Source organism: Bacteroides sp. UBA939 (assembly GCF_002293435.1).
GTDB lineage: Bacteria > Bacteroidota > Bacteroidia > Bacteroidales > Bacteroidaceae > Bacteroides.
Map to the genome: position 1 here is coordinate 1 of NZ_DBDF01000224.1, position 24,078 is coordinate 24,078.

General features: G+C 44.6%; 18 protein-coding genes. 12 read left to right on the forward strand and 6 right to left on the reverse strand.

Annotated features, from left to right (window positions below; translation table 11 throughout):
* Nucleotides 1–192: 192 nt before the first annotated feature.
* The gene (locus B2Z67_RS14680) at nt 193–2,391 is read left to right on the forward strand and encodes a glycoside hydrolase family 9 protein (protein WP_291530591.1); all 2,199 of its coding nucleotides are present in this window, start codon (nt 193–195) and stop codon (nt 2,389–2,391) included.
* A gap of 549 nt (nt 2,392–2,940) precedes the next feature.
* Here the strand turns inward: B2Z67_RS14680 and B2Z67_RS14685 are convergent.
* A complete protein-coding gene (locus tag B2Z67_RS14685; protein ID WP_291530592.1) occupies nt 2,941–3,078 on the reverse strand; it encodes a hypothetical protein in 138 nt (45 codons plus the stop codon).
* A gap of 307 nt (nt 3,079–3,385) precedes the next feature.
* Between B2Z67_RS14685 and rplU the strand changes: the two genes are divergently transcribed.
* The 5 genes from rplU (at nt 3,386) to B2Z67_RS14710 (ending at nt 9,237) form a co-directional block, all read left to right on the forward strand.
* Nucleotides 3,386–3,703, forward strand: coding sequence for a 50S ribosomal protein L21 (rplU, locus tag B2Z67_RS14690; protein WP_291530593.1), 318 nt, complete (start codon nt 3,386–3,388; stop codon nt 3,701–3,703).
* Nucleotides 3,704–3,726: 23 nt separating this feature from the next.
* The gene (gene rpmA / locus B2Z67_RS14695) at nt 3,727–3,996 is read left to right on the forward strand and encodes a 50S ribosomal protein L27 (RefSeq protein WP_291530594.1); all 270 of its coding nucleotides are present in this window, start codon (nt 3,727–3,729) and stop codon (nt 3,994–3,996) included.
* Nucleotides 3,997–4,326: 330 nt separating this feature from the next.
* Nucleotides 4,327–5,601: a serine--tRNA ligase gene (gene serS / locus B2Z67_RS14700; RefSeq protein ID WP_291530595.1), complete on the forward strand. Its 1,275-nt coding sequence runs from the start codon at nt 4,327–4,329 to the stop codon at nt 5,599–5,601.
* A 116-nt stretch (nt 5,602–5,717) separates the two neighbouring features.
* The gene (locus tag B2Z67_RS14705) at nt 5,718–6,392 is read left to right on the forward strand and encodes a suppressor of fused domain protein (protein ID WP_291530596.1); all 675 of its coding nucleotides are present in this window, start codon (nt 5,718–5,720) and stop codon (nt 6,390–6,392) included.
* Nucleotides 6,393–6,945: 553 nt separating this feature from the next.
* Complete coding sequence (locus tag B2Z67_RS14710) at nt 6,946–9,237, forward strand: bifunctional dihydroorotate dehydrogenase B NAD binding subunit/NADPH-dependent glutamate synthase (RefSeq protein ID WP_291530597.1); 2,292 nt, start codon at nt 6,946–6,948, stop codon at nt 9,235–9,237.
* A 255-nt stretch (nt 9,238–9,492) separates the two neighbouring features.
* Here B2Z67_RS14710 and panD read toward each other — a convergent pair whose 3' ends face one another.
* Nucleotides 9,493–9,846 (reverse strand): aspartate 1-decarboxylase, encoded by a 354-nt coding sequence (gene panD / locus B2Z67_RS14715; protein WP_291530598.1) that lies wholly within the window; start codon nt 9,844–9,846, stop codon nt 9,493–9,495.
* Between the two features lie 27 nt (nt 9,847–9,873).
* Entirely contained in the window at nt 9,874–10,719 is an 846-nt protein-coding gene (gene panC, locus B2Z67_RS14720) for a pantoate--beta-alanine ligase (RefSeq protein WP_291530599.1), read from the reverse strand.
* A 247-nt stretch (nt 10,720–10,966) separates the two neighbouring features.
* Here panC and B2Z67_RS14725 point away from each other — a divergent pair, with 247 nt between their 5' ends.
* Nucleotides 10,967–11,791: a glycogen/starch synthase gene (locus tag B2Z67_RS14725; RefSeq protein ID WP_291530600.1), complete on the forward strand. Its 825-nt coding sequence runs from the start codon at nt 10,967–10,969 to the stop codon at nt 11,789–11,791.
* Between the two features lie 19 nt (nt 11,792–11,810).
* Nucleotides 11,811–13,367 (forward strand): DUF4270 domain-containing protein, encoded by a 1,557-nt coding sequence (locus B2Z67_RS14730; protein WP_291530601.1) that lies wholly within the window; start codon nt 11,811–11,813, stop codon nt 13,365–13,367.
* 109 nt (nt 13,368–13,476) lie between these two features.
* Here the strand turns inward: B2Z67_RS14730 and B2Z67_RS14735 are convergent, their stop codons facing one another.
* Genes B2Z67_RS14735 through B2Z67_RS14745 form a run of 3 tightly spaced genes read right to left on the reverse strand, consistent with a single transcriptional unit; the run spans nt 13,477 to nt 18,167 of the window.
* Nucleotides 13,477–14,922 (reverse strand): glycoside hydrolase family 57 protein, encoded by a 1,446-nt coding sequence (locus B2Z67_RS14735; protein ID WP_291530602.1) that lies wholly within the window; start codon nt 14,920–14,922, stop codon nt 13,477–13,479.
* A 24-nt stretch (nt 14,923–14,946) separates the two neighbouring features.
* A complete protein-coding gene (locus B2Z67_RS14740) occupies nt 14,947–16,212 on the reverse strand; it encodes a glycosyltransferase family 4 protein (RefSeq protein WP_291530603.1) in 1,266 nt (421 codons plus the stop codon).
* Between the two features lie 14 nt (nt 16,213–16,226).
* The gene (locus B2Z67_RS14745) at nt 16,227–18,167 is read right to left on the reverse strand and encodes a glycogen debranching enzyme N-terminal domain-containing protein (protein ID WP_291530604.1); all 1,941 of its coding nucleotides are present in this window, start codon (nt 18,165–18,167) and stop codon (nt 16,227–16,229) included.
* A 195-nt stretch (nt 18,168–18,362) separates the two neighbouring features.
* On the opposite strand from B2Z67_RS14745, the gene B2Z67_RS14750 reads away from it, so the two are divergent.
* From B2Z67_RS14750 to B2Z67_RS14765, 4 genes are all read left to right on the forward strand, one after another.
* Nucleotides 18,363–19,040, forward strand: a complete 678-nt coding sequence (locus B2Z67_RS14750) for a rhomboid family intramembrane serine protease (RefSeq protein WP_291530605.1) — start codon at nt 18,363–18,365, stop codon at nt 19,038–19,040.
* Between the two features lie 492 nt (nt 19,041–19,532).
* Nucleotides 19,533–21,176 carry a DUF6377 domain-containing protein gene (locus tag B2Z67_RS14755; protein WP_291530606.1) on the forward strand — a complete coding sequence of 548 codons (1,644 nt, stop codon included), beginning with the start codon at nt 19,533–19,535 and terminating at the stop codon, nt 21,174–21,176.
* Nucleotides 21,177–21,438: 262 nt separating this feature from the next.
* On the forward strand, nt 21,439–22,527 hold the full coding sequence (locus B2Z67_RS14760) for a Gfo/Idh/MocA family protein (RefSeq protein ID WP_291530607.1): 1,089 nt from the start codon (nt 21,439–21,441) through the stop codon (nt 22,525–22,527).
* Between the two features lie 36 nt (nt 22,528–22,563).
* Nucleotides 22,564–24,048: a Gfo/Idh/MocA family oxidoreductase gene (locus B2Z67_RS14765; protein ID WP_291530608.1), complete on the forward strand. Its 1,485-nt coding sequence runs from the start codon at nt 22,564–22,566 to the stop codon at nt 24,046–24,048.
* Nucleotides 24,049–24,078 lie beyond the last annotated feature (30 nt).

A 24,078-nucleotide genomic window follows, 5' to 3' on the forward strand; every position in this document is an offset into this window, starting at 1 on the left:
AAGTAGCTGTTCATAATTAGTATAAACTAATTATGAACAGCTACTTATTATTCCCCATAAGTTATCATTGCATACGATAAGATAACATATTTGAAACATTCCATACCCCTGATAACAAAGTGTTTTCTTCCGCCAAGACGGATTTATCCATATCTTTGCTTTGCAATGTGCCACCTATTATATAATATGAATATGAAAACGTACTTCCCTTTCAAAGCCTTCCGGATTCTTATCCTGCTGTCGCTTTTCCCGGCGAATAGCTTCGGACAGCAACTCTCCGACTTGATAACCATCGACCAGTTCGGTTACCGCCCGCCGGCAAAGAAGACTGCCGTAATAAAAAACCCGCAGCAAGGTTCCGACAAAAACAAATCAATCAACCCGGGAAGTGTTTACCAGGTAATAGACACCGAAAGCGGACAATCTGTTTTTGAGGGTTCGCCGGTGATGTTCAACAATGGCAGTACGGACAGCGCTTCGGGCGACAAGATATGGTGGTTCGACTTCTCGTCCGTAACACGGCCGGGTACTTACTATATAAAAGATGCCGGCAATAATCTGCGTTCATACTCTTTCTCTATAAAAGAAGATGTTTATAACGATGTGTTGAAACATGCCATACGCATGTTCTACTACCAACGCGCCGGATTTGAAAAAGAAGAACGCTTCGCAGGAAAAGGTTGGGCGGATGGCGCCAGTCATGTCGGCCCTCTTCAGGACAGGAACTGCCGGCTGTATAACAAAAAGAACGACGCTTCAACCGAAAGAGACTTGCAAGGCGGCTGGTATGATGCGGGCGACTACAATAAATATACGGCTTGGACAGCAAATTATGTTGAGGCGTTTTTACTGGCTTACGAGGATAACCCGGATGTATTTGCGGACGATTACAACATTCCGGAGTCGGGCAACGGCATTCCGGATATATTGGACGAAGCCAAATGGGGAATGGACTGGCTATTGCGTATGCAGAACAGTGACGGTTCGCTGTTGAGCCTCGTCGGGTTAAGTTCCGCGTTTCCGCCGTCGGCAGCAACGGGGCAAAGCCTGTACGGTCCCGCAAATACGGTTGCCACCATTACTTCTGCCAAGGCTTTCGCACTGGGAGCCATCGTATATGATAGAATAGGAATGGACGAATATGCCGCAACGCTGAAAGAAGCCGCATTGAAAGCCTGGAAGTGGGCGGATGAGAACCCGAAAGTAATCTTCCATAACAACAGCGCATCCAACGGCTCAACCGGGCTTGGGGCAGGCGACCAGGAGATAGGCGACAACGACAACAGCAACACACGTATGGAACTTAAATCTACCGCAGGGCTTTATTTGTATGAGTTGACCGGCGAAGCGACTTATTTATCAGTCTTTGAAAAAGAATACAAGAACTTCCCGCTATTTATGTGGTCAGCCTACATGGGGCAATACTGGCACAAGCAACATCTGCTTTACGTGCGATACCTGAACGCCGCGTATGGTTCGGCAACAATCAAAAACAACATCAGGGAACATCTGCTACAAGCGTTCAATAAATCCGACGATTATGCGGGCAAAGTAGGCAAAGACGGATACCGTTCTTTCATCTTAGACTATAATTGGGGTTCAAACCAATATAAATCCGATTACGGGCTTACTTTCTACTTATGGGCGACGCATGACATAGAGCCTTCAAAATCAGATCTTTACTATGATACGGCCGAGGATTATATCCACTATATTCATGGAACGAACCCGCTGAATACGGCCTACCTGACTAACATGAACAAGTACGGCGCTTCCAAAAGCCTGACGGAAATCTATCATACCTGGTTTGACCATTACAGTGATAAGTGGGACAAAACAGGCGTATCGACCTACGGCCCTGCTCCCGGATATTTGTCCGGCGGGCCTAATGAATCGTACACTTGGGATGGTTGTTGCGATAACAACGGATGCGGTTCTCCTGCAAACAACGCAATGTGTCTGTCGGAACCCGTTCCGGTAAACGAACCGTCGGCAAAGATGTACAAGGACTTTAATACCAGTTGGCCGCTGAACTCCTGGTCAATCACCGAACCGTCGTGCGGTTACCAGGTGGCGTACATCCGATTGCTGTCCAAATTTGCCACTCCGCCCCAAGGAACGGGAATAGAAAAGCCGGAGAGTAACAGGAAGACATCGTACACCTACCCCAATCCGGTAAAACGCGGGGAGCGGCTGTTTATAAAAACCTCCAAGTCATTCGACGCCCTGCAAATCGTAGTGTATAGCGTAACAGGAGAAATGCTGTACAGCAATCTTTTCAGGCAGGAAGAAATAAGTATTGATACTTCATTCCTGCCCAAAGGCATGTATATAGTAAGGGGGTACTCGGAACAGGAGAGTGTTTTGGAACAGAAGGTACAGGTTTTGTAAGTGGTGGCGAATTGTAAGCAGAAAAGCAATACTTCTTTGCAAAAAGACAGTAAAAGCGCATTTTTACCGACTCACCCTTTCATTGAAAGAGGAAGAAATAGAAACTACAGACACGAGACAGTGAATATATATGCAAGTATTTCGTATAAATCGCAACCGATATACGATATTTATGCAATAATTGTTTGTTCCCGCACGAACTATAATATATGGAGCACGAACGGCAATATCCGGTACGCGAACGGGATATATATCGTGCGTGAACCACATATATCCGGTGCGCGAACCACATATATGCCGTACGAAAACCACATATATCCCGTACAAAAGCCACATATTGATGATAAAAATAAGCCATTATAATCCCCCCGGAAGAGGGTTTCGCATTTTTTTAGAGATGTACGGATTTCGATATCACATTATCTGTCAGTCAGATACGGATTTTTACTTCCGTATTTCCAACCGTCCCTGCCTTCGGGCGGAAATATCGCATTCTCAGCCGATTAAAAATACAAAATGTCAGCTATATAAATAGGAGATTGACTTCTGTCATTCTGCAAAGATTTCAATATTACGCAGGGAATAAGCAGCGCTCTCATGAGACAAGAAAATCCGTCTCACGAGACGAATTTTTTCGTCCCACGGGACGGATTTTTTCATCTCACGAGACGAATTTTTTCGTCTCATGGGACGGATTTTTTCGTCTCACGGGATGAATTTCTTTGTCTCGTGAGACGGATTTCTTTGCCTCGTGAGATGAATTCCGTTCCGATGCTTTAACCTGCAGGTAAAAATGACACAGGTAAAAACCTCCATAAATATAACTTCCTCAAATATAAATGCAACTTCTTTAGAAAAAGGAGAAGAAACATTTGCCCATTCCGAAGGAAAAAAGTACTTTTGTGCCCGATTATTCCGCACCGGGTTCAACAAAGTGCTTTCTAAGTGATTAGAGACCACCCGACGGAGCTAACTTATACATTATTATAAGACAATGTACGCAATTGTAGAAATTAACGGTCAGCAATTTAAAGCAGAAGCTGGCAGAAAACTGTTTGTACACCACATTCAGAATGCAGAAAACGGTACGACAGTAGAGTTTGACAAGGTTCTTTTGGTAGACAATGACGGTGCTATCACCGTAGGCGCTCCCACTGTAGAAGGCGCAAAAGTAGTTTGCCAGATTGTATCAAGCATGGTAAAAGGTGACAAAGTTCTTGTTTTCCACAAGAAAAGAAGAAAAGGTCATCGCAAGTTGAACGGTCACCGTCAACAGTTCACAGAGTTAACAATTACAGAAGTAGTAGCTTAATCAATTTAAAACAGTAAGAAGAAATGGCACATAAAAAAGGTGTCGGTAGTTCTAAGAACGGCCGCGAATCACATAGCAAGAGATTAGGCGTTAAGATATTTGGTGGCGAAGTTTGCAAGGCAGGTAACATCATCGTTCGTCAAAGAGGTACTGAATTCCATCCGGGAAACAACATCGGCATGGGTAGAGACCACACTCTTTTCGCTTTAGTAGACGGAACTGTACAGTTCAAAGTAGGTAGAGAAGATAGACGTTATGTATCTATAGTTCCTACTGAAAAGGTAGAAGCGTAAGCCTCAGAATAAGAGATTAAAAAGGGATGCAAACCGGTAGGTTGCATCCCCTTTCTTTTTATAATAGGAGCGTTGCGCTTGTAACAGAATGACCCGACCTGGGGCATTCCGAAAATCCGGTTGCATTTATCCTTTGAACTTTTTCCGGCTTTGCTATAAACTGTTTAGCTGATGGAGTGGAACCACGCAAGCCGTATAAATATTAGCAAATTGAGGACAAGCCATATCGCGATACTAAAAATAAGCAAGTTTCTCTTTTGCATTACTTCTGATTTACACTATCTTTGTCCTCTCAAATCAAGGTTTTAATCAAAACAAAGTAGTCAAGATATGCTCACCATCAAACAAATTACAGAGAATACAGACGCAGTAATCTGCGGACTGGAAAAGAAGCATTTCAAAAATGCCAAAGAAGCAATAGACCAAGTAGTTGCGTATAACGACAAACGTCGCAGCACCCAAGCTGTATTAGATAATAACCTCTCAGAAGTAAACTCACTCTCCAAATCCATCGGGCAACTGATGAAAGAGGGAAAGAAAGAGGAAGCCGAAACTGCCAAAAACCATGTAGCCGAACTGAAGGAAACCAACAAAACCCTACAGGCCGAGATGGACCAGGCAGCCGTAGATATGCAGAATCTGCTCTATACCATTCCGAATGTACCTTATGATGAAGTGCCCGAAGGCAAGAGCGCCGAAGACAACGTAGTGGAAAAGACCGGAGGTATGGAAACCGAACTCCCCAAAGACGCACTGCCCCACTGGGAACTGACAAAGAAATATGATTTGATTGACTTTGACTTGGGCGTGAAGATTACAGGAGCCGGTTTCCCGGTTTACAAAGGAAAAGGCGCACAGTTGCAGCGCGCTCTTATCAACTTCTTCCTGGACGAAGCCCGCAAAGCCGGATATCTGGAGATTATGCCGCCGACTGTGATAAATGCTGCTTCCGGTTACGGTACAGGTCAATTGCCCGATAAAGAAGGCCAAATGTATCATTGCGAAGTAGATGATTTATATCTTATTCCAACGGCAGAAGTGCCTGTGACCAACATTTACCGCGATGTAATTCTGGAAGAGAAACAACTCCCCATCAAGAACTGCGCATACACACAGTGCTTCCGCCGCGAAGCAGGCTCTTATGGTAAGGATGTACGCGGATTGAACCGCCTGCACGAGTTCTCCAAAGTAGAGATAGTGCGGATTGACAAGCCGGAACATTCAAGACAGTCCCACCAGGAGATGCTGGAACATGTAGAAGGTTTGTTGCAGAAGCTGGAACTGCCGTATCGCATTCTTCGCCTCTGTGGTGGTGACATGAGCTTTACGGCTGCTCTTTGCTTCGACTTCGAGGTATATTCCGAAGCTCAGAAGCGCTGGTTGGAAGTAAGTTCGGTATCCAATTTCGATACCTACCAGGCCAACCGCCTGAAATGCCGTTACCGCAGCGGAGAAAAGAAAACAGAGCTTTGCCACACGCTGAATGGTTCTGCACTGGCATTGCCCCGCATTGTTGCCGCCTTGCTGGAAAACAATCAGACACCGGAAGGTATCCGCATCCCCAAGGCGCTGGTACCGTACACGGGATTCGAGATGATTGATTAAAAAGCTCCCACAATTCAAGGCTGAGGAAATCTATACTATTATTTAAAGTAAGTACTCATGTTTACTTATCTTATAGTATAAACTAATTACAATCATTTACTTATCAAAGAAACGATATGAGTTTTCTAAAGAATTTATTCGGACGCAAAAAATCCCCTAAAGAAGTTATTCAGAAAGAATTCACGCCTGAAGAATATGAAATACATGGCGAACAAAAACAGGAAGGATTAGAATACGTATTGGAAAAAATGCACGACAGTGTAGGACATGCAATCATCCCGTTCTCTGTAGGCGGAGCCGTTGATATGTATTATTTCCCCAACGGAATAGAAGGAACCGGATTCGCCACAATGGAATTGATTAACCCGGATGGAACAGGGCCTATACCGAACAGGACAGGAACTTATGAATTAGTAGCCTTCACCCGGTTGCCACTTATGGTCTCCGATGATGAACGCCACCCTTTTAGCCCGATAGAAAGAAGAATATGTGGTATTTTTACAACTATTGGCTTTTACTCTTTTGAAGCAAAATTAGAACCTCTTGAAACCGCCGAGATTCCTCAGGACGAAGAAGAACCTAATACATGCCTGATATTCGACGAATGGAAACCGGACGGAAAAGAATTCAGAATAGGTGATAGCAAACATGGATTACTGCTGGTTATGGAGGTTTTCCGCGATGAAATGGAATATGCAATGAAAAATGGTGGCAGCAAACTGATAGAGAAATTGAAAGAGAAAGGACATTACCCGTATTCTGACTTAAACAGAAAGTCGGTATTGGAGTAATTCTGCTTTTCAAGTTACCGCTTCTTTTTCAGTGCAGTTGCATGGCGTCTTCGCATACTGTCATTAATACAGCCACCACATCTGTATGAACTTTTCAAATCCTTATCAACGCGTCACCCCATTTCGTCCGTGATGCAGAGAGTCACTGGAATATATCAGTGACAGGTTTCAAGCCCCTTTTTTCGCTATTAACGTGAATCAGTAGTTAAAGGAGTTATCGCTTCGCTCAGTAGTTATGGGAGTTAAAGCCGATAGTCTGGTTACTGATANNNTTGAGGGCTGATAACTCCTTTAACTACTCTAACTCCTGATTCGCATAATTAATAAACGTTGGTCACATTCTTTAAAAACGTTGACCGTATTCTTTAAAAACGTTGGCTACATTCTTTAAAAACGCTCCAAAGATTTATTAAAAACACTATTTATGGTTATTAGTTGCCCGTCCACATAGTTTTCTCCAATTCCTTTTTTATTTTCCCAAATAAGCCATATCTTTGCACGCCGTAACAATCTGAAAGCAAATACATCATTATACCAACAAATTTCATAGATAATGAACAAAATAATTAGCAAACAACATTTCTCTGAAAAAGTATTCAAACTGGAAATTGAGGCGCCTCTGATTGCCAAATCTCGTAAAGCAGGACACTTTGTCATTATACGCGTAGGCGAGAAAGGCGAACGTATGCCACTGACGATTGCTGCGGCAGACCCCGTACGCGGAACTATCACTTTGGTAGTACAGGAAGTAGGCCTCTCCTCCACCCGCCTTTGCCAACTGAATGAAGGCGACTACATCACCGACGTAGTAGGCCCGTTGGGACAAGCCACCCATATCGAGAACTTCGGAACAGTAGTGTGCGCCGGCGGCGGCGTAGGCGTAGCCCCCATGCTACCCATTGTACAAGCCCTGAAGGCTGCCGGCAACCGCGTGATTACCGTACTTGCCGGACGCAGCAAGGAACTCATTATCCTCGAAAAAGAAATGCGCAAAAGCTCCGACGAAGTCATCATCATGACCGACGACGGCTCCTACGGTCGCAAAGGACTGGTGACCGAAGGCGTAGAAGAAGTCATCAAACGGGAGAAAGTAGACAAATGCTTCGCCATCGGCCCCGCCATCATGATGAAGTTTGTTTGTTTGCTGACCAAGAAATACGATATCCCGACAGACGTGTCACTGAACACCATCATGGTGGACGGTACCGGCATGTGCGGCGCCTGTCGCATTACTATCGGCGGAAAAACCAAGTTCGTATGCGTGGACGGACCGGAGTTTGACGGCCATCAGGTAGACTTCGACGAAATGCTGAAACGCATGGGCGCCTTCAAGAGCATCGAACGCGAAGAAATGCAGAAACTTACTGATAGTGAAGCATGTAAAGCAACTCCGGCGGCGGACGAAAAAAGCCGTAACGCCGCATGGCGCCTGGAACTTCGCAAAACGATGAAGCCGAAAGAACGCACCGCCATCCCACGTGTCACGATGAACGAACTCGACGCAGAATACCGCTCGCACAGCCGCAAGGAAGAAGTAAACCGCGGACTGACTGAGGAACAGGCACTTACAGAAGCCAAACGCTGTCTGGACTGTGCCAACCCGGGCTGTATGGAAGGCTGTCCCGTAGGCATCGACATTCCGCGCTTCATCAAGAACATCGAACGCGGAGAAATCCTTGAAGCCGCCAAGACGCTGAAAGAAACCAGTGCCCTGCCTGCCGTTTGCGGTCGCGTCTGCCCACAGGAAAAACAGTGCGAAGCCAAGTGTATCCACTTGAAAATGAACGAGCAGCCGGTAGCCATCGGTTACCTGGAACGCTTTGCAGCCGACTATGAACGCGAAAGCGGACAAATCTCCGTTCCGGAAATCAAGGAAAAGAATGGTATCAAGGTAGCTGTTATCGGTTCCGGTCCCGCCGGACTTTCCTTTGCAGGAGATATGGCAAAATACGGCTATGACGTAACCGTATTCGAGGCACTGCACGAGATTGGCGGCGTATTAAAATATGGTATCCCCGAATTCCGCCTGCCTAACAAGGTGGTGGACGTAGAGATTGACAACCTCTCCAGGATGGGTGTCAGCTTTATAAAGGATTGCATCATCGGCAAAACCCTCAGCGTGGAACAGTTGGAAGAGGACGGTTTCAAAGGAGTATTCGTAGCCTCCGGCGCCGGATTGCCTAACTTTATGAACATTCCGGGCGAGAATTCCATCAACATCCTGTCGTCCAACGAATACCTGACGCGCGTCAACCTGATGGACGCCGCCAGTGAAGACTCTGACACGCCGGTGCCTTTCGGAAAGAACGTAGCCGTCATCGGTGGTGGAAATACAGCGATGGACTCGGTACGTACCGCACGCCGTCTGGGTGCAGAGCGTGCCATGATTATCTACCGCCGCTCTGAAGAAGAGATGCCTGCACGTATCGAAGAGGTGAAACATGCCAAAGAAGAAGGTGTGGAGTTCCTTACGCTGCACAACCCCATTGAGTACATTGCCGACGAGCAGGGAAAAGTGAAACAAGTCATTCTGCAAAAGATGGAGCTTGGCGAACCGGATGCTTCCGGACGTCGTAGTCCTGTCCCCATTCCGGGTGCAACGATAACTATCGACATTGACCTGGCCATCGTCAGCGTAGGCGTATCCCCTAACCCGATTGTACCTTCGTCCATTCCGGGTCTGGAGATGGGACGCAAAGGCACGATTGCCGTGAACGAGAATATGCAATCGTCCATCCCGACGATTTATGCCGGCGGTGATATTGTACGTGGCGGGGCAACGGTTATCCTTGCTATGGGCGACGGTCGCAAGGCGGCGGCGGCGATGAATGAGCAATTGAAATAGGAATTCCTTTCCTGTGTACAAGTATTTTTTAGACGCGGATGACGCAGATAACGCGGATTTTTGAATGCTGCGCTATGCTACCCAATCCGAAAGGTAAAAAGAGAGCCGTGTCATCTGCGTCATCTGCGTCTAAGAAATTAATTTCATAAAAAAAGAGGAGTAATCTGCATTACTCCTCTCGCTATATCTTACTTCCCGAAACATTATTATCGTATCTCCCGAAACCGCATCAAGATTACGCGAACAAAGCCACCCTTATTTCACCACCTTGTTCGTTGCCGGATCAGGGAAAATCACCACCGGCTTAAACGACTTGGCTTCTTCAAAGTCCATCAATGCATACGACATAATAATGATGATATCATCCGGCTGCACCTTACGCGCCGCCGCACCATTCAGGCAAATCTTGCCCGACCCGCGTTCACCTTTAATAATATAGGTTTCAAAACGCTCGCCATTATTGTTGTCGGCAATGTACACTTTCTCGCCGGCAATCATATTGGCCGCATCCAATAAATCCTCGTCAATCGTAATGCTTCCCATATAATTGAGATTGGCTTCCGTGACGCGGGCGCAATGGATTTTAGATTTCAGTACTTCTATCATCATAAGGTCTGACTCCCCTTTTTAGATTTACTACTCTTTATACTTGATATTGTCAATCAGGCGAACCTCACCACAGAACACCGTGATGCATCCTACGGCATACGCCGTATCTTCCCAAGAGGCAATTTTCTGCAACGTGTTGCCGTCCACCAGTTCGAAGTATTCCAGACGCAAGCCGGGAGCGGCTGCAATGGCATCTTCCACAAACTGCTGAGTTTCAGCAACAGTATGAGACGCTGCAAAGGTACGACTTTCAAATAACGTTTGCGATATTTTTAAAGCATTTTTGCGTTCAGCAGCAGATAAACGTGCGTTACGGCTGCTCAGAGCCAAGCCATCCTTTTCACGCACAATGGGGCAACCCACTATCTCCAACGGATAATTCATCCGGCGTACCATCTCACGGATTATAGCCAATTGTTGGAAATCCTTCTCCCCGAAGTAAGCACGGTCAGGGGTTACTGCATCAAACAGCTTACTCACAATCTGGCAAACACCATTGAAATGTCCCGGGCGAAACGCCCCTTCCATCACCGTATCCAACGGCGCATAGCTGAACTGCCGCATATCAGGCTCGGGATACATCTCCGCCACCGATGGTACGAACACAAACGTCGCACCGCAAGCCTCCAACAAACGACAATCAGCCTCCGGCGTACGGGGATACTTCTCCAAGTCGCTCTTATCATTAAACTGTGTCGGATTTACGAAAACACTCACTACCGTAACGCCATTCTCCGCCACACAACGTTTCACTAATGACGCATGGCCGGCATGCAAAGCACCCATCGTAGGCACCAACCCTACTTTCTTACCTTGGGCTTTTAAAACCGAAAGTCCGGCCTGCAAGTCCTTGATAGTATGTACTATTTTCATTTTTATCGCTTGTATATTAACTTAAGTTGTTCGCAAAAACGGTGCAAAATAAACTATTATTTGGGATATAAAGAAGAGATATCACAAATTAATGCAAATCTTTTGTCCGCACAGGAAGCCATATAAGAGCAAATAATCACTGATACACAAGCAGTTAACAATTCATAAGGAATTATAGAGACGTTATATTTGTCCAAGTCCCCGTTTTTTTTTATATCTTTGCAGAATAATTGAGAACATCGTTATTATGACAAAGGCGAACAAGGTTTTATTTATTACACAAGAAATTACCCCTTACGTACCGGAATCCGATATGTCCCTTGTGGGCAGAAACTTACCCCAAGCAATTCAGGAAAAAGGCAGAGAGATCAGAACATTCATGCCCAAGTGGGGAAATATCAATGAGCGTAGAAACCAGTTACACGAAGTGATACGTCTCTCCGGTATGAATCTGATTATTGACGATACTGACCATCCGCTTATCATAAAGGTCGCCTCTATCCAATCAGCCCGCATGCAAGTTTACTTCATTGATAACGATGACTACTTCCAGAACCGCCTGCAAGCTGCCGACGAGAACGGTGTGGAGTATGACGATAATGACAGCCGTGCCATTTTCTACGCACGCGGCGTACTGGAGACGGTAAAGAAACTGCGTTGGTGTCCGGACGTAATCCATTGCCATGGTTGGATAGCCGCTTTGGCTCCTCTATATATCAAGAGAACATATAAGGACGAACCATCATTCCGTGATGCGAAGGTAGTATTTTCCGTATATGGAGATGATTTCAAGGAATCTTTCAGCCCTGATTTTGTGAACAAACTGATGCTGAAAGGCATTATAAAGAAAGATGTAGCCAACCTGAAATTTCCGGTAAACTATGCTACGTTGTGCAAGCTGGCAATTGATTACTCCGACGGTATTATCCAGCAAAGCGAGAAAGTTAACGAAGAGGTCATGGAATATGCCCGTCAATCAGGAAAACCTGTTTTAGAATATCAATCTCCCGAAACCTTTGCTGATACTTGTAACGAGTTCTACGACAAAGTGTGGGAAACAGAACATAAATAAAAAGATAATAAATAGAATTATGAAAGTGAAGTATTTAGGTACCCTGCTTCTTTCGGCAGTTCTTACTTTCTTTGGATGCGATGACAATACCGGTACACTGGGAACAGGCATGTTGCCCGGCTCAGACAGTGTTTCCGTACACACGACTTTATTCGATGTGACTACACGTTCTATTGTTGCCGATGCCGTATATGCCAAAACCAGTACGGGTTATATAGGCAGGTTTACAGATCCGGACTTTGGATATTATGAGTCCAGCTTCTTGACGGAGTTAAACTGTATAGATGACTTTAAATTTCCCGAGAAATATGACTTCGACAGTAAGACCGGGGTTCTGACTGACGACACGGTAGCCGGGGTACGTTTAATAATCTATTATTCTACATGGTTCGGAGATTCTCTGAATGCCTGCCGCATGAGTGCATATCAATTGGATAAGAAGTTAGAACGTAACCGCTACACTAACATTGACCCGACAGAGTTCTATAATAAATATGATCCGAATGCTCTGTTAGGACGGAAAGCGTACAGCGCTTATGATACAAGCATACCTGATTCGGTTAGATTTGGTGTGGACAGTTATGGAAATAAAATCTATTCCCCGCATGTCGCTATTACACTTGATAAAGAAAAATTTGGGAACAGGTTATTGAAGTTAAGTAAAGAACATCCTGAGTATTTTAAAAACTCCGACGCTTTTATTGAACATGTATTAAAAGGTGTATATATAAAAAGCGATTATGGCGATGGAACCATACTTTATGCAGATCAGGTAGATTTGCAAATGCAATATGAGTTTTATGTCCTGAATGATACTACCGGATTGCCAAACATGGTGGCAGATGAGAATGATATCACTAAAACCGTATACCAAACCGGATTTCTATGGAGAACAGAGTTTTCCTCCACCAAAGAAGTTATTCAGGCTAATCAGTTCCTTAATTCGGAGAAGATAAAAGAACTTGCCCAAGAAGAAGGACATACTTATATCAAGTCTCCTGCAGGAATTTTCACGGAAGCTACCTTGCCTTATGATGCCATCTACAAAGAATTACCCCGTGATACCCTGAATGCAGTGAAACTTACTTTCACCAATTACAATCAGGAAAGTAAATTCAAATTCAGCATGAGCGCTCCAAGTTATGTATTATTGCTACGTAAACAGGACTTCAAGAGTTTCTTTGAAGGGAACAAACTGCCGGATAATGTTACATCTTATGCCGTATCTCATAATAATGTAGCTACAAATCAGTACACATTCAATAATATTGCCCGTTTGGTGGATGCTTGTCTCAATGAAAAGCAAGCGGCCAGGATGAAAGCGAAAGAAGCAGCCGGCAGCAGTTGGAACGAAGCGGAATGGGAAAACAAGTGGAATACGGATGAAGAAACGAAGGACTGGGATAAGGTACTTTTGGTTCCTGTTGCCATTACCTATGATTCCAATACTCAACAGCCTACAATGACGGGGGTTCTGAATGACTTAAAGCCCGGATATGCCAAGCTGAAAGGTGGTCCGCAGGGTGACGCTCTGAAGTTGGAAGTTACTTACACTTCATTTAATAGTTCTCGTTAAAAACAGATTTTGCGTACGCACGTACGTTAAGTAAATGTAATAAAAGAGCCTTCTGTCCTATCATCCGGACAGAAGGCTCTTTCCTTATAGTATTACTCCTATCGGCGGCTTAGCCAACCACTTCTTTCTTAGCAACTTTCTTTGCCGGCTTCTTTGTTGCCGGAACTTTGGCTTCAGATGTAGCTGTTGAATCAGACTTGGATGTCGCTTTAGCCTCAGATACGGTTGCAGCTTTAGCCTTAGCAGATTTTGCGGCAACTTTTTCCTTTTCGAGCTTTGCCTGCAACTTTTCTACTTCTTTATGCAATTCATCAATTTCATCGCCTTGATTCTTGATGGTAGTCAGCAGGGCGCTCAATTCCTCGTTATCAATATCCACCGGATAAAGAGATTCTACCCGCCTGATGAAATCACCTAATATATTCATATAGTTAGTGAAAGCATCATAAGGAGATTCATAAATACCCCGGTTCATACTTATCCCACAGCTCTTTGTGGTCATAAAGCGGAAGTTATTGCTTGCCTGCAAGTAATCCCAGTCTTGCTTAATACGACGGTCGCCGCACAGTTGTACACGCTCTGCAATGCTATACAGTTTCTTGAAAGCCTCACGTTGCATGGTGTTACCCAACCAACAACTGGTATCCCTTTCTTCGTCCACCCACGACATCGGATAAGGAACATCCAGTTGAGATACAGGTTTCAACTTAGTGACAACTTCCGTTGGCGTAGAGAATGTGATACCTTTTTGCTTAGCACAAGCAGGCAACGCTTTCATAAATTCCAGAATGTTGGAAGAAAGCGGCTGAAACATACCCAGCGCACACAACTCCATAAAGATATTGATGACTTGTTCTTCTTGCGGCAAAGCGTCAATCCAACCGATATACTTGTCTGCAAACAAGGGATACTCACCCCATTCGGAGTTAGAGAAACGCAGACTGATGTCGTCCGATAATTTAAAGTCACGCAGCAACAGTTTCAGATTAGGGTTTATGTTGCAATGATATACATAGTGCGGACTCTTCCATCCAAGAACATGTTTTGCGCCTTCAGTCAGCATACCTTTGAATCCCATACTTGCCACAGTCGCACCGATTTCGTCCGAGTAAATCAAGCTGGAATTACGAAAAACCTTAGGCGTTTTGCCAAACATTTGTTTCATCTTAGCACTCTGGCGCATCACTTCCTCTTTGAAACAATCTTCATTGGCCAAAGAAGAAAGACCATGTGAGTAAGGTTCTGCCAGGAACTCACAACAACCGGTATCATTCAGTTGATGCAGTAAATCAATAACTGCAGGAGCATGGATTTCCAATTGTTCCAGAGCTACCCCCGAAATGGACAAAGCTACCTTAAATGCACCGCCGGAATTACCGGCCATTTCAATAAGTGTATTCAATGCAGGGATGTACGAACGTTCAGCAACATCATTTATGCTGAATTCATTGGCATAATCATCGTAGTAATAGTGGTTAGTACCTATATCAAAGAAACGATAACGTTTCAGATGGATGATTTGATGTATTTCAAAATAAAGACAGATGGTTCTCATATCTATATAAGTTTTTTAAGTTTATCATTTTCTCTTTATGACCTCTTCATAGATGCGGCGCACTTTCATGCCCACATCTTCCCACTTAATGGCATCTACTTCTTCCTTGCCCTCATCGCGTAGATATTCGTAAAGAGCCGGATAAGTACAGATGGAATAAATGGCGTCTGCCATAGCATGGATGTCCCAGTAATCGGTCTTGATACATTTCTCCAGAATCTCGGCACAGCCGGATTGCTTGGATATAATGGTAGGCACACTGCACTGCATGGCTTCCAGAGGAGAAATGCCGAATGGTTCGGAAACGGATGGCATAATGTACACGTCACTCGCTTTCAGCACTTCGTAAACCTGCTTGCCTTTCATAAAGCCCGGGAAATGGAAGCGGTCGGCAATACCACGCCGCGCAGCCAGCCGAATCATCTGATCCATCATATCACCGCTGCCCGCCATCACGAAACGGATGTCACGTGTACGATGCAATACCATAGCGGCAGCCTCAACAAAATACTCGGGGCCTTTTTGCATAGTGATACGTCCTAAGAAAGTGACTACTTTCTCATTCGGTTTCTTTTGCGGTACGATATCCTGTATCTCTTGCGGAAGCGGGGAAACAGCATTGTGTACGGTAGAAACCTTGCGCGGGTCCTGGAAATACTTATGGATAACCGTCTGACGGGTCAGTTCGCTCACACACATGATGTGGTCGGCATTATCCATACCATTTTTCTCAATGGCATAAACCGTAGGATTCACATTCCCGCGGCTACGGTCAAAGTCGGTGGCATGTACATGTATCACCAACGGCTTGCCGGACACTTGCTTGGCATGAATACCCGCCGGATAAGTCAGCCAGTCGTGCGAGTGAATCATATCAAACGCTTGTTGGCGGGCCACAACTCCCGCCACAATGGAGTAGTTATTGATTTCCTCGTGCAGATTATCCGGATAACGACCGGAGAACTCAATGCAACCGAGGTCATTGGTATTCAGATATCTAAAATCGGCGTAGATGTGGTCGCGTAAGTCATAGTAAAGTTGCGGACTCATATAAGAACCTACACGTCCCTGAACATGCTCCCAATTCACATCGCGCCATACGACAGGGGTACTGTTCATTCCTATGATACGCAGGAAACTTTGGTCTTCATCGCCCCACGGTTTCGGAATGCAGAAGGTTATTTCCATATCCTGCTGCTGGGACATACCCTTCGTCAAACCATAGCTGGCAGTTCCCAATCCACCTAAGATATGCGGGGGGAACTCCCATCCAAACATTAAAACTTTCATTCTCGTTCCTCCTCTTATAAATTATACTTGGACAACAACTTCAAGATGCGCAGTATTTCAGCCACATTCATGGCAAAAGATACGGCTCCACGACCTTCGAACGGCGGATTGCCATCAAAGAGTTCGGGCAGCGAGCCAATACAGTGACTCGTCATTTCATCTTCGAAGCCTATCAAGTAGCGTTCCACAAATGATATTCCGCTCATCTTATAAATGCGCAGGTATGCTTCCATATAGAAACCCATGAGCCACGGCCATGCCGTACCCTGATGATAGGCATAATCTCTCTGAATCTGCGGGCCTACATAATTCGGATTATATCCGCCGCTCTTCGGGCTGAGGCTACGCACACCTTTCGGCGTAAGCAGCTCTTTCGTTACAATGTCAAGCACTCGTTTCTTCTGCGTACGATCCAGCGGAGAATAATCGAATGCAACGGTAAATATCATATTGGGGCGAACACTCCAATCCATCATAAATCCATCCACATAGTCAAACAGATATCCGTATTCATTACGGAATACTTCAACAAAAGACTTTCCTGTCAGTTCCGCCTGTTCGTCCAGCGCATCTGCCAGGTGAACATTACCGTCTTCGCGTACCAGGTCGGCAACAAAACGCAGTGCATTGTACCACAGAGAGTTTACTTCCACAATATAACCCGTACGCGGAATCACCGGACGCCCGTTGGCGGTAGAGTTCATCCAGGTAACGGGTTTCTCTGTTCCGTTGGCATAAAGCAAACCGTTTTCGTGAAGGAAAAGATTGTCGTGCTTACGCCCGCAGATATACTCCATGATGTCTTCCAGCAGTTTGCCGTATTTCTTACGACATTGCTCGCGCGAGGTTTCCTTGGCATATTGTTGCAAAGTCCAGACAGCCCACAACAGGACGTCAGGGTCTTCCATTTCATAAATCTTATATGCGGAAGGCTCTCCATTGATATATCCGCGGATAGCCTTTTCGGCGGTTACCATCACATCTTCAAACTCGTCCTGTTCATCTATCGCCAGGGTAAGACCGGGCAAAGCGATAAACAAGTCGCGCGCACGGCACTTGAACCAGGGATAGCCCGCCAGTATATAGTGGTTATCTCCCTGCTTGTTATGAAACTGGTGCGCCGAATTCTTCAGACAGTGGTAGAAACTGTCGCGCGGCGTACGGTCGGCAACTTCCGACTCGAACATTTGTTTCAGTTTGAGCGGTGAACATTCGGAAACACCGGCTGAGAAAACAACGCTCTCTCCTTTCTTTATCTCTACTTCGAAATAACCGGGAACATACAGGTCTTCGTTGAAGTCGTATCCGCGTTCCTGTTCTTTGGGGTATTCGATACCACGGTACCAATCGGGCTGGTAATGAAACTCATTCTTCTTGTTCAGTTGCATGAAAAGTTCGGGATAGCCCGGATACATACAGGTTTTTATACCGTTTTCCACCAACTGGTAATCGCGGTTAACCTGCTGATTTTCGTGCGTGTACTCGCGCACACTGCGGAATGCCAGGAAAGGCCGGAAGCGCAGCGTGGTTGCCGAATGGGCATCAACCAAGGTATAGCGAATCAGAATCCTGTTCTCGTGATGTACAAAAATCTTTTCTTTACGGAGGATAACTCCTCCTACACGGTAGGTTGTAGCCGGGATGTTTTCGCAATCGAACCCACGGATATACTTATGTCCGTTGGGACTAAAGTGGTTTCCCTGATACTTATGCAACCCCAGATTAAACTCTGCTCCGTGCTGAATTACCGTTTCATCCAAAGAAGATAGCAGCACATGGTTCTCATCGTCGAGATTGGCGACAGGAATCACCAACAATCCGTGGTATTTGCGTGTGTTACAATCTACAATTGTTGTACAATGATAGGCTCCCGACTTATTTGTCCGTAGTATCTCCCTTGGTAGAGATTCTTCCAGATTAATCATCAGAGTCTTGTCAAATCGTAAATAACTCATAGTTGTGCATTATTTAAAAGGTTAATTATTCAGGTATTTATCTTCCATACCTACACATTATATATATGGTAGATACGGTAGTTATCCCCAAAAATACGAATTAAAGGTTACACGCAAAATAAAAAGTTCATTTATTTTCATTTTTACTTAAATATTCGTAGCATTGTACCCAAATAACTGAAACCGATATAGTGTATGAAACATGATATACGCCGAATTGTTTTAGCGGCAGTCATTCCGCTGTTCCTTATTTTTGTTCTCTATCTGATGAAGCTCCTTGAGATTGGCATGGATTGGGACTTCACGCGATTAGGGGTGTATCCTATGGAGAAGAAAGGAGTATTCGGCATCTTTGCGCATCCGCTGGTGCATGGCAGTATGCGGCATCTTCTGGCAAACACGCTGCCGCTATTCTTTCTGTCATGGTGCCTCTTCTACTTTTACCGTCAGATAGCTCCCTACATTTTCTTTTCCATCTGGATGGGTTGCGGAGCGCTTACCTTTATTATAGGAAAAGCGGGATGGCACGTCGGCGCCAGCGGAATAATCTACGGTTTAGCGTTCTTCTTGTTCTTTAGCGGAATTTTGCGAAAGCATGTCCCGCTTATCGCTATCTCCCTGCTGGTAACCTTTCTTTATGGCGGCCTCGTATGGAATATGTTTCCGTTTTTTGCCAAAGCAACAACTTCGTGGGAAGGACACCTTAGCGGCGCCATAGCCGGCATTCTTTGTTCTGTGGCATTCATGGAATATGGACCTCAACGTCCAAACCCGTTTGCTGATGAAGAAATGGAAGAGCAAGAAACAGAAGAAGAGAAAGAAGAAGCGGAGGAGAAGAAGACAGAGGAAAAGGAGGAGGAGAACGTACCTTAGTGGAAGAAATCAGAGAAGCTGTCAGCGAAGCTAATAGAGATACTCTTTACTAATCATTTAGCTTATTCCTGCACATTTTATATAGTCATTTTGATACGGTTGCCCTATTGTTTTTAAGCTGATTACTAATTGTTGATTCACTAAGATTTAGTTCTTTGTTCCCTAAGAACTAATATTCGTTTTGCATAAATCTTTTCGTTCGACGGTTGTCGAATTTGCGTTCGACAGCTGTCGAATAATTATTCGACATATATCGCATAATCATTCGACAACCGTCGAACGAAAAGATTTATGCAATCGCAGAGATAGATTTATTATAAATCAGTACTAAACGACAGGCTAAACAGAATCAGTTCATAGCGATACCGGCAGAAATAAACCTTTTGCCGGATAGATAGCATAAAAAATCGTTTTCTTTTATGCTTATCTGCATGAAATACGAAGGATTTTATTAAATTTGCATATTGTGTGTTTACCTGCTTCTGCTACTCTATGAAACTTAAATATAGTTATCTAAAAAGAAGAATATTACTATTGCTGATTACTTTGGGAATCGGCAGTGTTCTTTATGCAAGCAATGAACTGAAAATATTGTCCGACTCTTTGCATAAAATGATAGACAACAAACCGCTGTATGTGGAGAAGAAAGAACAGCGAATCAACCAAATCAAACATCTCCTGAGAGATTCTGCCATAACTCCTGAATTGGAATACAACATTAATACCCAACTATATAATGAATATAAGAAGTTTGTAGTTGATTCCGCCCTTCACTATGTAGACAGGAATTGTGAAATAGCCCGGCAATTGAATGATAACTACTTGATATATCAATCCTCACTGTATCACAGCCTGCTATACTCAATGTGTGGAAAGTACAGAGAGGCGGAAATCATTTTGAAGAATATCAAATCATCAGAGTTGCCCCAGTCATTATTGCCCCTCTATTATGATACTCATTCCCGCTTTTGGCAATACTATTCCATTTCTGCTCCCAACAATCAGTATAGAAAACAATATGATATTTACCAAGACTCGTTGTTGGCTGTTAACCAAACACTTTTCAATTACAAACTGTCGAGAGCATATTATTATATCAGTCGCGATTCTATAAAGTCGGAGAACATTATCCGCGAACTATTGGATATGGAGAAAGTGGGCACACCCAACTATGCCATGATTACCCATTCGTATGCCATGCTGAACAGGCACTTGAAGAATGAAGATAAAATGAAAAAGTATCTGATGATGTCAGCCATCGCCGATATAGGGAATGCTACCCGCGAAACTTCTTCTTTGCAGACACTGGCGCTGATGATGTACGAAGAGAATAATCTGGCGGACGCTTTTAAGTTTACCCAATCGGTTATTAACGATGTGGTTTCTTCCGGCATTCACTTCCGAGCTATGGAAATATATAAGTTCTATTCCATTATCAATGCCGCCTATCAGACGGAAGAAGCCAAGTCCAAATCGAACCTTATTACCTTTCTCATTTCCACCAGCGTAACGCTGTTCCTGCTAATCGTATTAGTGATACTCATTTATATCCAAATGAAGAAAACACTGAAAATAAAGCAAGCATTGGTACAAAGCAACGAAGAACTGCTGAAACTCAACGAAAAACTCAATGGAATGAATAGCCAACTGAACAAGAAAAACGATCAGTTGTCGGAAATCAACATGATTAAGGAACATTATATAGCTCAATTCTTCGATATTTGTTTCAGCTATATCTATAAGATGGAGAAGTACCAGAATGGACTCTATAAGATAGCCATCAACAAATGTTACGATGAACTGATTCAGAAGTTGAAATCGTCCGCACTGATTGATGATGAATTGAACCTGCTATATGCCCGTTTCGATAAAGTCTTTTTAGACCTGTACCCTACTTTTGTGGACGACTTCAATGCTTTGCTAAAGAGTGACGAGCAAATAGTTCTGAAACAAGATGCATTGTTGAACAGAGAACTCCGCATTTACGCCCTGTTGCGTCTCGGCATTACGGATAGCGGAAAGATTGCCAACTTCCTCCGCTGCTCCATCAGCACCGTTTATAACTACCGCACCAAGATGAGAAACAAAGCAGCAATAGACCGCGACGAATTTGAAAATAAAATTATAATTTTATGATTAATTTCCAATTAAATATTTCAAAAAAGTAATATCCGCAAGATAAATCCTGTCCAATCAATCTACATTTTTACCACTACAACTACTACTTAAATCGCTGACATTCAGCATAAACAACATTTACCCAATCTACACAAAGTTATATGGGTAGCATCAAACGTTATTTTTTTAGTTAGCTTTGCAATGCTATTTTTTTCATCAGTCAACCAAGGGAAAATAACATCATAAACATTGCTTATACTTTAATACTGTTACACCATTTATGAATAGACACACCTCACGGGATAGAAAAATAAAAGTTGCTCTCATTGGCTTCGGCCGGATGGGGAGACTTTATTTTGAGGAAATGCAGAAAAGCGGAAGATGGGATATAGCCTATATCTGCGACGCCGATGCATCAACCCGACAATTAGCTAAAGAACTATCCCCCGAATCAGAAATAGTTTCTACCGACCAAGAAATTTTCGCCGACAATAGCGTGCAAGTCGTTGGACTTTTTGCATTAGCAGACTCCAGAGCCAGACAAATTAAAAAAGCCATTCAGTACGGAAAACATATCATTGCCGAAAAGCCCATTGCCGATACGATGGAAGCGGAATGGGAAGTGATAGATATGATAAAAGATGCCAATGTACTCTCTACCGTAAACCTGTACCTGCGGAATTCGTGGTACCACAATCTCATGAAAGAGTACATCAGGAACGGAGAAATCGGCGAACTGGCCATCATACGTATCTGCCACATGACTCCCGGACTGGCGCCGGGCGAAGGACATGAATATGAAGGCCCTGCCTTCCATGACTGCGGAATGCACTATGTAGACATAACCCGGTGGTATGCCGAAAGCGAGTTTAAAACATGGAATGCGCAGGGAATCAATATGTGGAACTACAAAGATCCCTGGTGGATACAGTGCCACGGCACTTTCCGGAACGGAGTTGTCTTTGATATCACCCAAGGCTTTGTCTACGGGCAATTGTCCAAAGACCAGACGCATAATTCTTATGTAGATATCATAGGAACCAAAGGCATCGTGCGCATGACCCATGACTTCAACACCGCCACCGTGGACTTGCACGGAGTGACTCAAACACTGCATGTGGAACGGCCTTTCGGCGGCAAGAACATTGATGTGCTATGCAACCTGTTCGCTGATTCCATAGAAACAGGTATCAGGTCTCCCCAACTGCCGTTGATGTACGATTCAACCGTTGCCTCCGAATATGCCTGGAGATTTTTGCAAAACGCCCGTAAGAACGATCTGCCCGCTATCGGCAACTTACGTACGCTTGAGCAAATCAGAGAACGACGCCGGAATCTTACGAACGGATACGGATTATTGACGAAATAATATTCCCACATTTATTAACCCTTAAAAACAATTACCATGTCAGACTTCACAAGAAGACAATTTCTCAAAACCGGAGCAGCCGCATTGGCAGGCATAACCATTGCTCCCAGTAGTATTTTAGGCATGAGCCATGGACATGTACCTCCCAGCGACAAGCTGAACCTTGCAGCAGTAGGTATTGGCGGTATGGGCCGTTCCAATATCAATAAGGTGAAAGGTACAGAAAATATCGTAGCCCTCTGCGATGTAGACTGGAGATACGCTAAGGAAGCGTTCGACGAATTCCCCAATGCAAAGAAATATTGGGACTACCGTAAAATGTACGACGAAATGGGCAAATCCATTGATGGAGTCATTGTTGCTACAGCCGACCACACCCACGCCATCATCACGGCAGATGCCATGACGATGGGTAAACATGTATTCTGCCAGAAACCGCTGACTCACTCCGTTTACGAATCACGCCTGCTGACCAAACTTGCTGCTTCTACCGGTGTAGCTACACAAATGGGTAACCAGGGAGCATCCGGCGAAGGTACCAATCTGGTATGCGAATGGATTTGGAACGGTGAAATCGGCGAAGTTACCAAGGTGGAATGCGCTACCGACCGTCCTATCTGGCCGCAAGGACTCAATTCTCCTGAAAAGGAAGAACGCATCCCCAAGACATTAGACTGGGACTTGTTTACCGGTCCGGCTAAACTGAATCCCTACAACTCTATTTATCACCCCTGGAACTGGCGCGGATGGTGGGATTATGGAACAGGCGCATTGGGAGATATGGCTTGTCACATCATTCAGCAATCGTTCACTGCATTGAAGTTAGGTTATCCTACCAAAGTGGAAGGCTCCTCTACTTTATTGCTGAATGCTTGCGCCCCACAGGCTCAACATGTGAAAATGATTTTCCCCGCTCGCGAAAATATGCCGAAGGTAGCCATGCCGGAAGTTGAAGTACACTGGTACGACGGCGGACTAATGCCCGACCGTCCGAAAGGCTTCCCCGAAGGACAACAGTTGATGGGCCCCGGTGGCGGTCTGACGATCTTCCACGGAACAAAAGATACACTGATTTGCGGATGCTATGGTGAAAAACCATTCTTGTTGTCGGGTCGTGTACCTAATGCTCCAAAGGTACGCCGGAGAGTGCCTGAAGGCATGGGTGGTCATGAAATGGATTGGGTACGCGCTTGTAAAGAAAACAAGTCAAGCCGCATCCAGCCCAGCTCAAACTTCTTCGAAGCAGGCCCATTGAACGAAATGGTAGTAATGGGAGTATTGGCTATTCGCTTGCAAGGTTTGAACAAAATATTGGAGTGGGACGGCGCAAACATGTGCTTTACCAACATCGGTGATACGGAAACCATCAGAACTTGCATCAAGGATGGATTTAAAATTCATAACGGTCACCCTACGTTCGACAAGTCGTGGACCAATCCGATCAATGCCCAACAGTATGCTGCCGAACTGGTGAAGCATAACTATCGCGAAGGCTGGAGATTGCCCGACATGCCGAGATAAGAGTAGATTAAGAATTAAACAATTAAAACC

What these genes read in the sequence shown, in the direction of transcription:
- B2Z67_RS14725 (WP_291530600.1), top strand. Translation starts at nt 10,967, where the DNA reads ATGACAAAGGCGAACAAGGTTTTATTTATTACACAAGAAATTACCCCT.
- rplU (WP_291530593.1), top strand. Translation starts at nt 3,386, where the DNA reads ATGTACGCAATTGTAGAAATTAACGGTCAGCAATTTAAAGCAGAAGCT.
- B2Z67_RS14750 (WP_291530605.1), top strand. Translation starts at nt 18,363, where the DNA reads ATGAAACATGATATACGCCGAATTGTTTTAGCGGCAGTCATTCCGCTG.
- B2Z67_RS14685 (WP_291530592.1), bottom strand. Translation starts at nt 3,078, where the DNA reads ATGAGACGAAAAAATTCGTCTCGTGAGATGAAAAAATCCGTCCCGTGG.
- B2Z67_RS14760 (WP_291530607.1), top strand. Translation starts at nt 21,439, where the DNA reads ATGAATAGACACACCTCACGGGATAGAAAAATAAAAGTTGCTCTCATT.
- B2Z67_RS14680 (WP_291530591.1), top strand. Translation starts at nt 193, where the DNA reads ATGAAAACGTACTTCCCTTTCAAAGCCTTCCGGATTCTTATCCTGCTG.
- serS (WP_291530595.1), top strand. Translation starts at nt 4,327, where the DNA reads ATGCTCACCATCAAACAAATTACAGAGAATACAGACGCAGTAATCTGC.
- B2Z67_RS14705 (WP_291530596.1), top strand. Translation starts at nt 5,718, where the DNA reads ATGAGTTTTCTAAAGAATTTATTCGGACGCAAAAAATCCCCTAAAGAA.
- B2Z67_RS14710 (WP_291530597.1), top strand. Translation starts at nt 6,946, where the DNA reads ATGAACAAAATAATTAGCAAACAACATTTCTCTGAAAAAGTATTCAAA.
- B2Z67_RS14735 (WP_291530602.1), bottom strand. Translation starts at nt 14,922, where the DNA reads ATGAGAACCATCTGTCTTTATTTTGAAATACATCAAATCATCCATCTG.
- rpmA (WP_291530594.1), top strand. Translation starts at nt 3,727, where the DNA reads ATGGCACATAAAAAAGGTGTCGGTAGTTCTAAGAACGGCCGCGAATCA.
- B2Z67_RS14730 (WP_291530601.1), top strand. Translation starts at nt 11,811, where the DNA reads ATGAAAGTGAAGTATTTAGGTACCCTGCTTCTTTCGGCAGTTCTTACT.
- panD (WP_291530598.1), bottom strand. Translation starts at nt 9,846, where the DNA reads ATGATGATAGAAGTACTGAAATCTAAAATCCATTGCGCCCGCGTCACG.
- B2Z67_RS14765 (WP_291530608.1), top strand. Translation starts at nt 22,564, where the DNA reads ATGTCAGACTTCACAAGAAGACAATTTCTCAAAACCGGAGCAGCCGCA.
- B2Z67_RS14745 (WP_291530604.1), bottom strand. Translation starts at nt 18,167, where the DNA reads ATGAGTTATTTACGATTTGACAAGACTCTGATGATTAATCTGGAAGAA.
- B2Z67_RS14740 (WP_291530603.1), bottom strand. Translation starts at nt 16,212, where the DNA reads ATGAAAGTTTTAATGTTTGGATGGGAGTTCCCCCCGCATATCTTAGGT.
- B2Z67_RS14755 (WP_291530606.1), top strand. Translation starts at nt 19,533, where the DNA reads ATGAAACTTAAATATAGTTATCTAAAAAGAAGAATATTACTATTGCTG.
- panC (WP_291530599.1), bottom strand. Translation starts at nt 10,719, where the DNA reads ATGAAAATAGTACATACTATCAAGGACTTGCAGGCCGGACTTTCGGTT.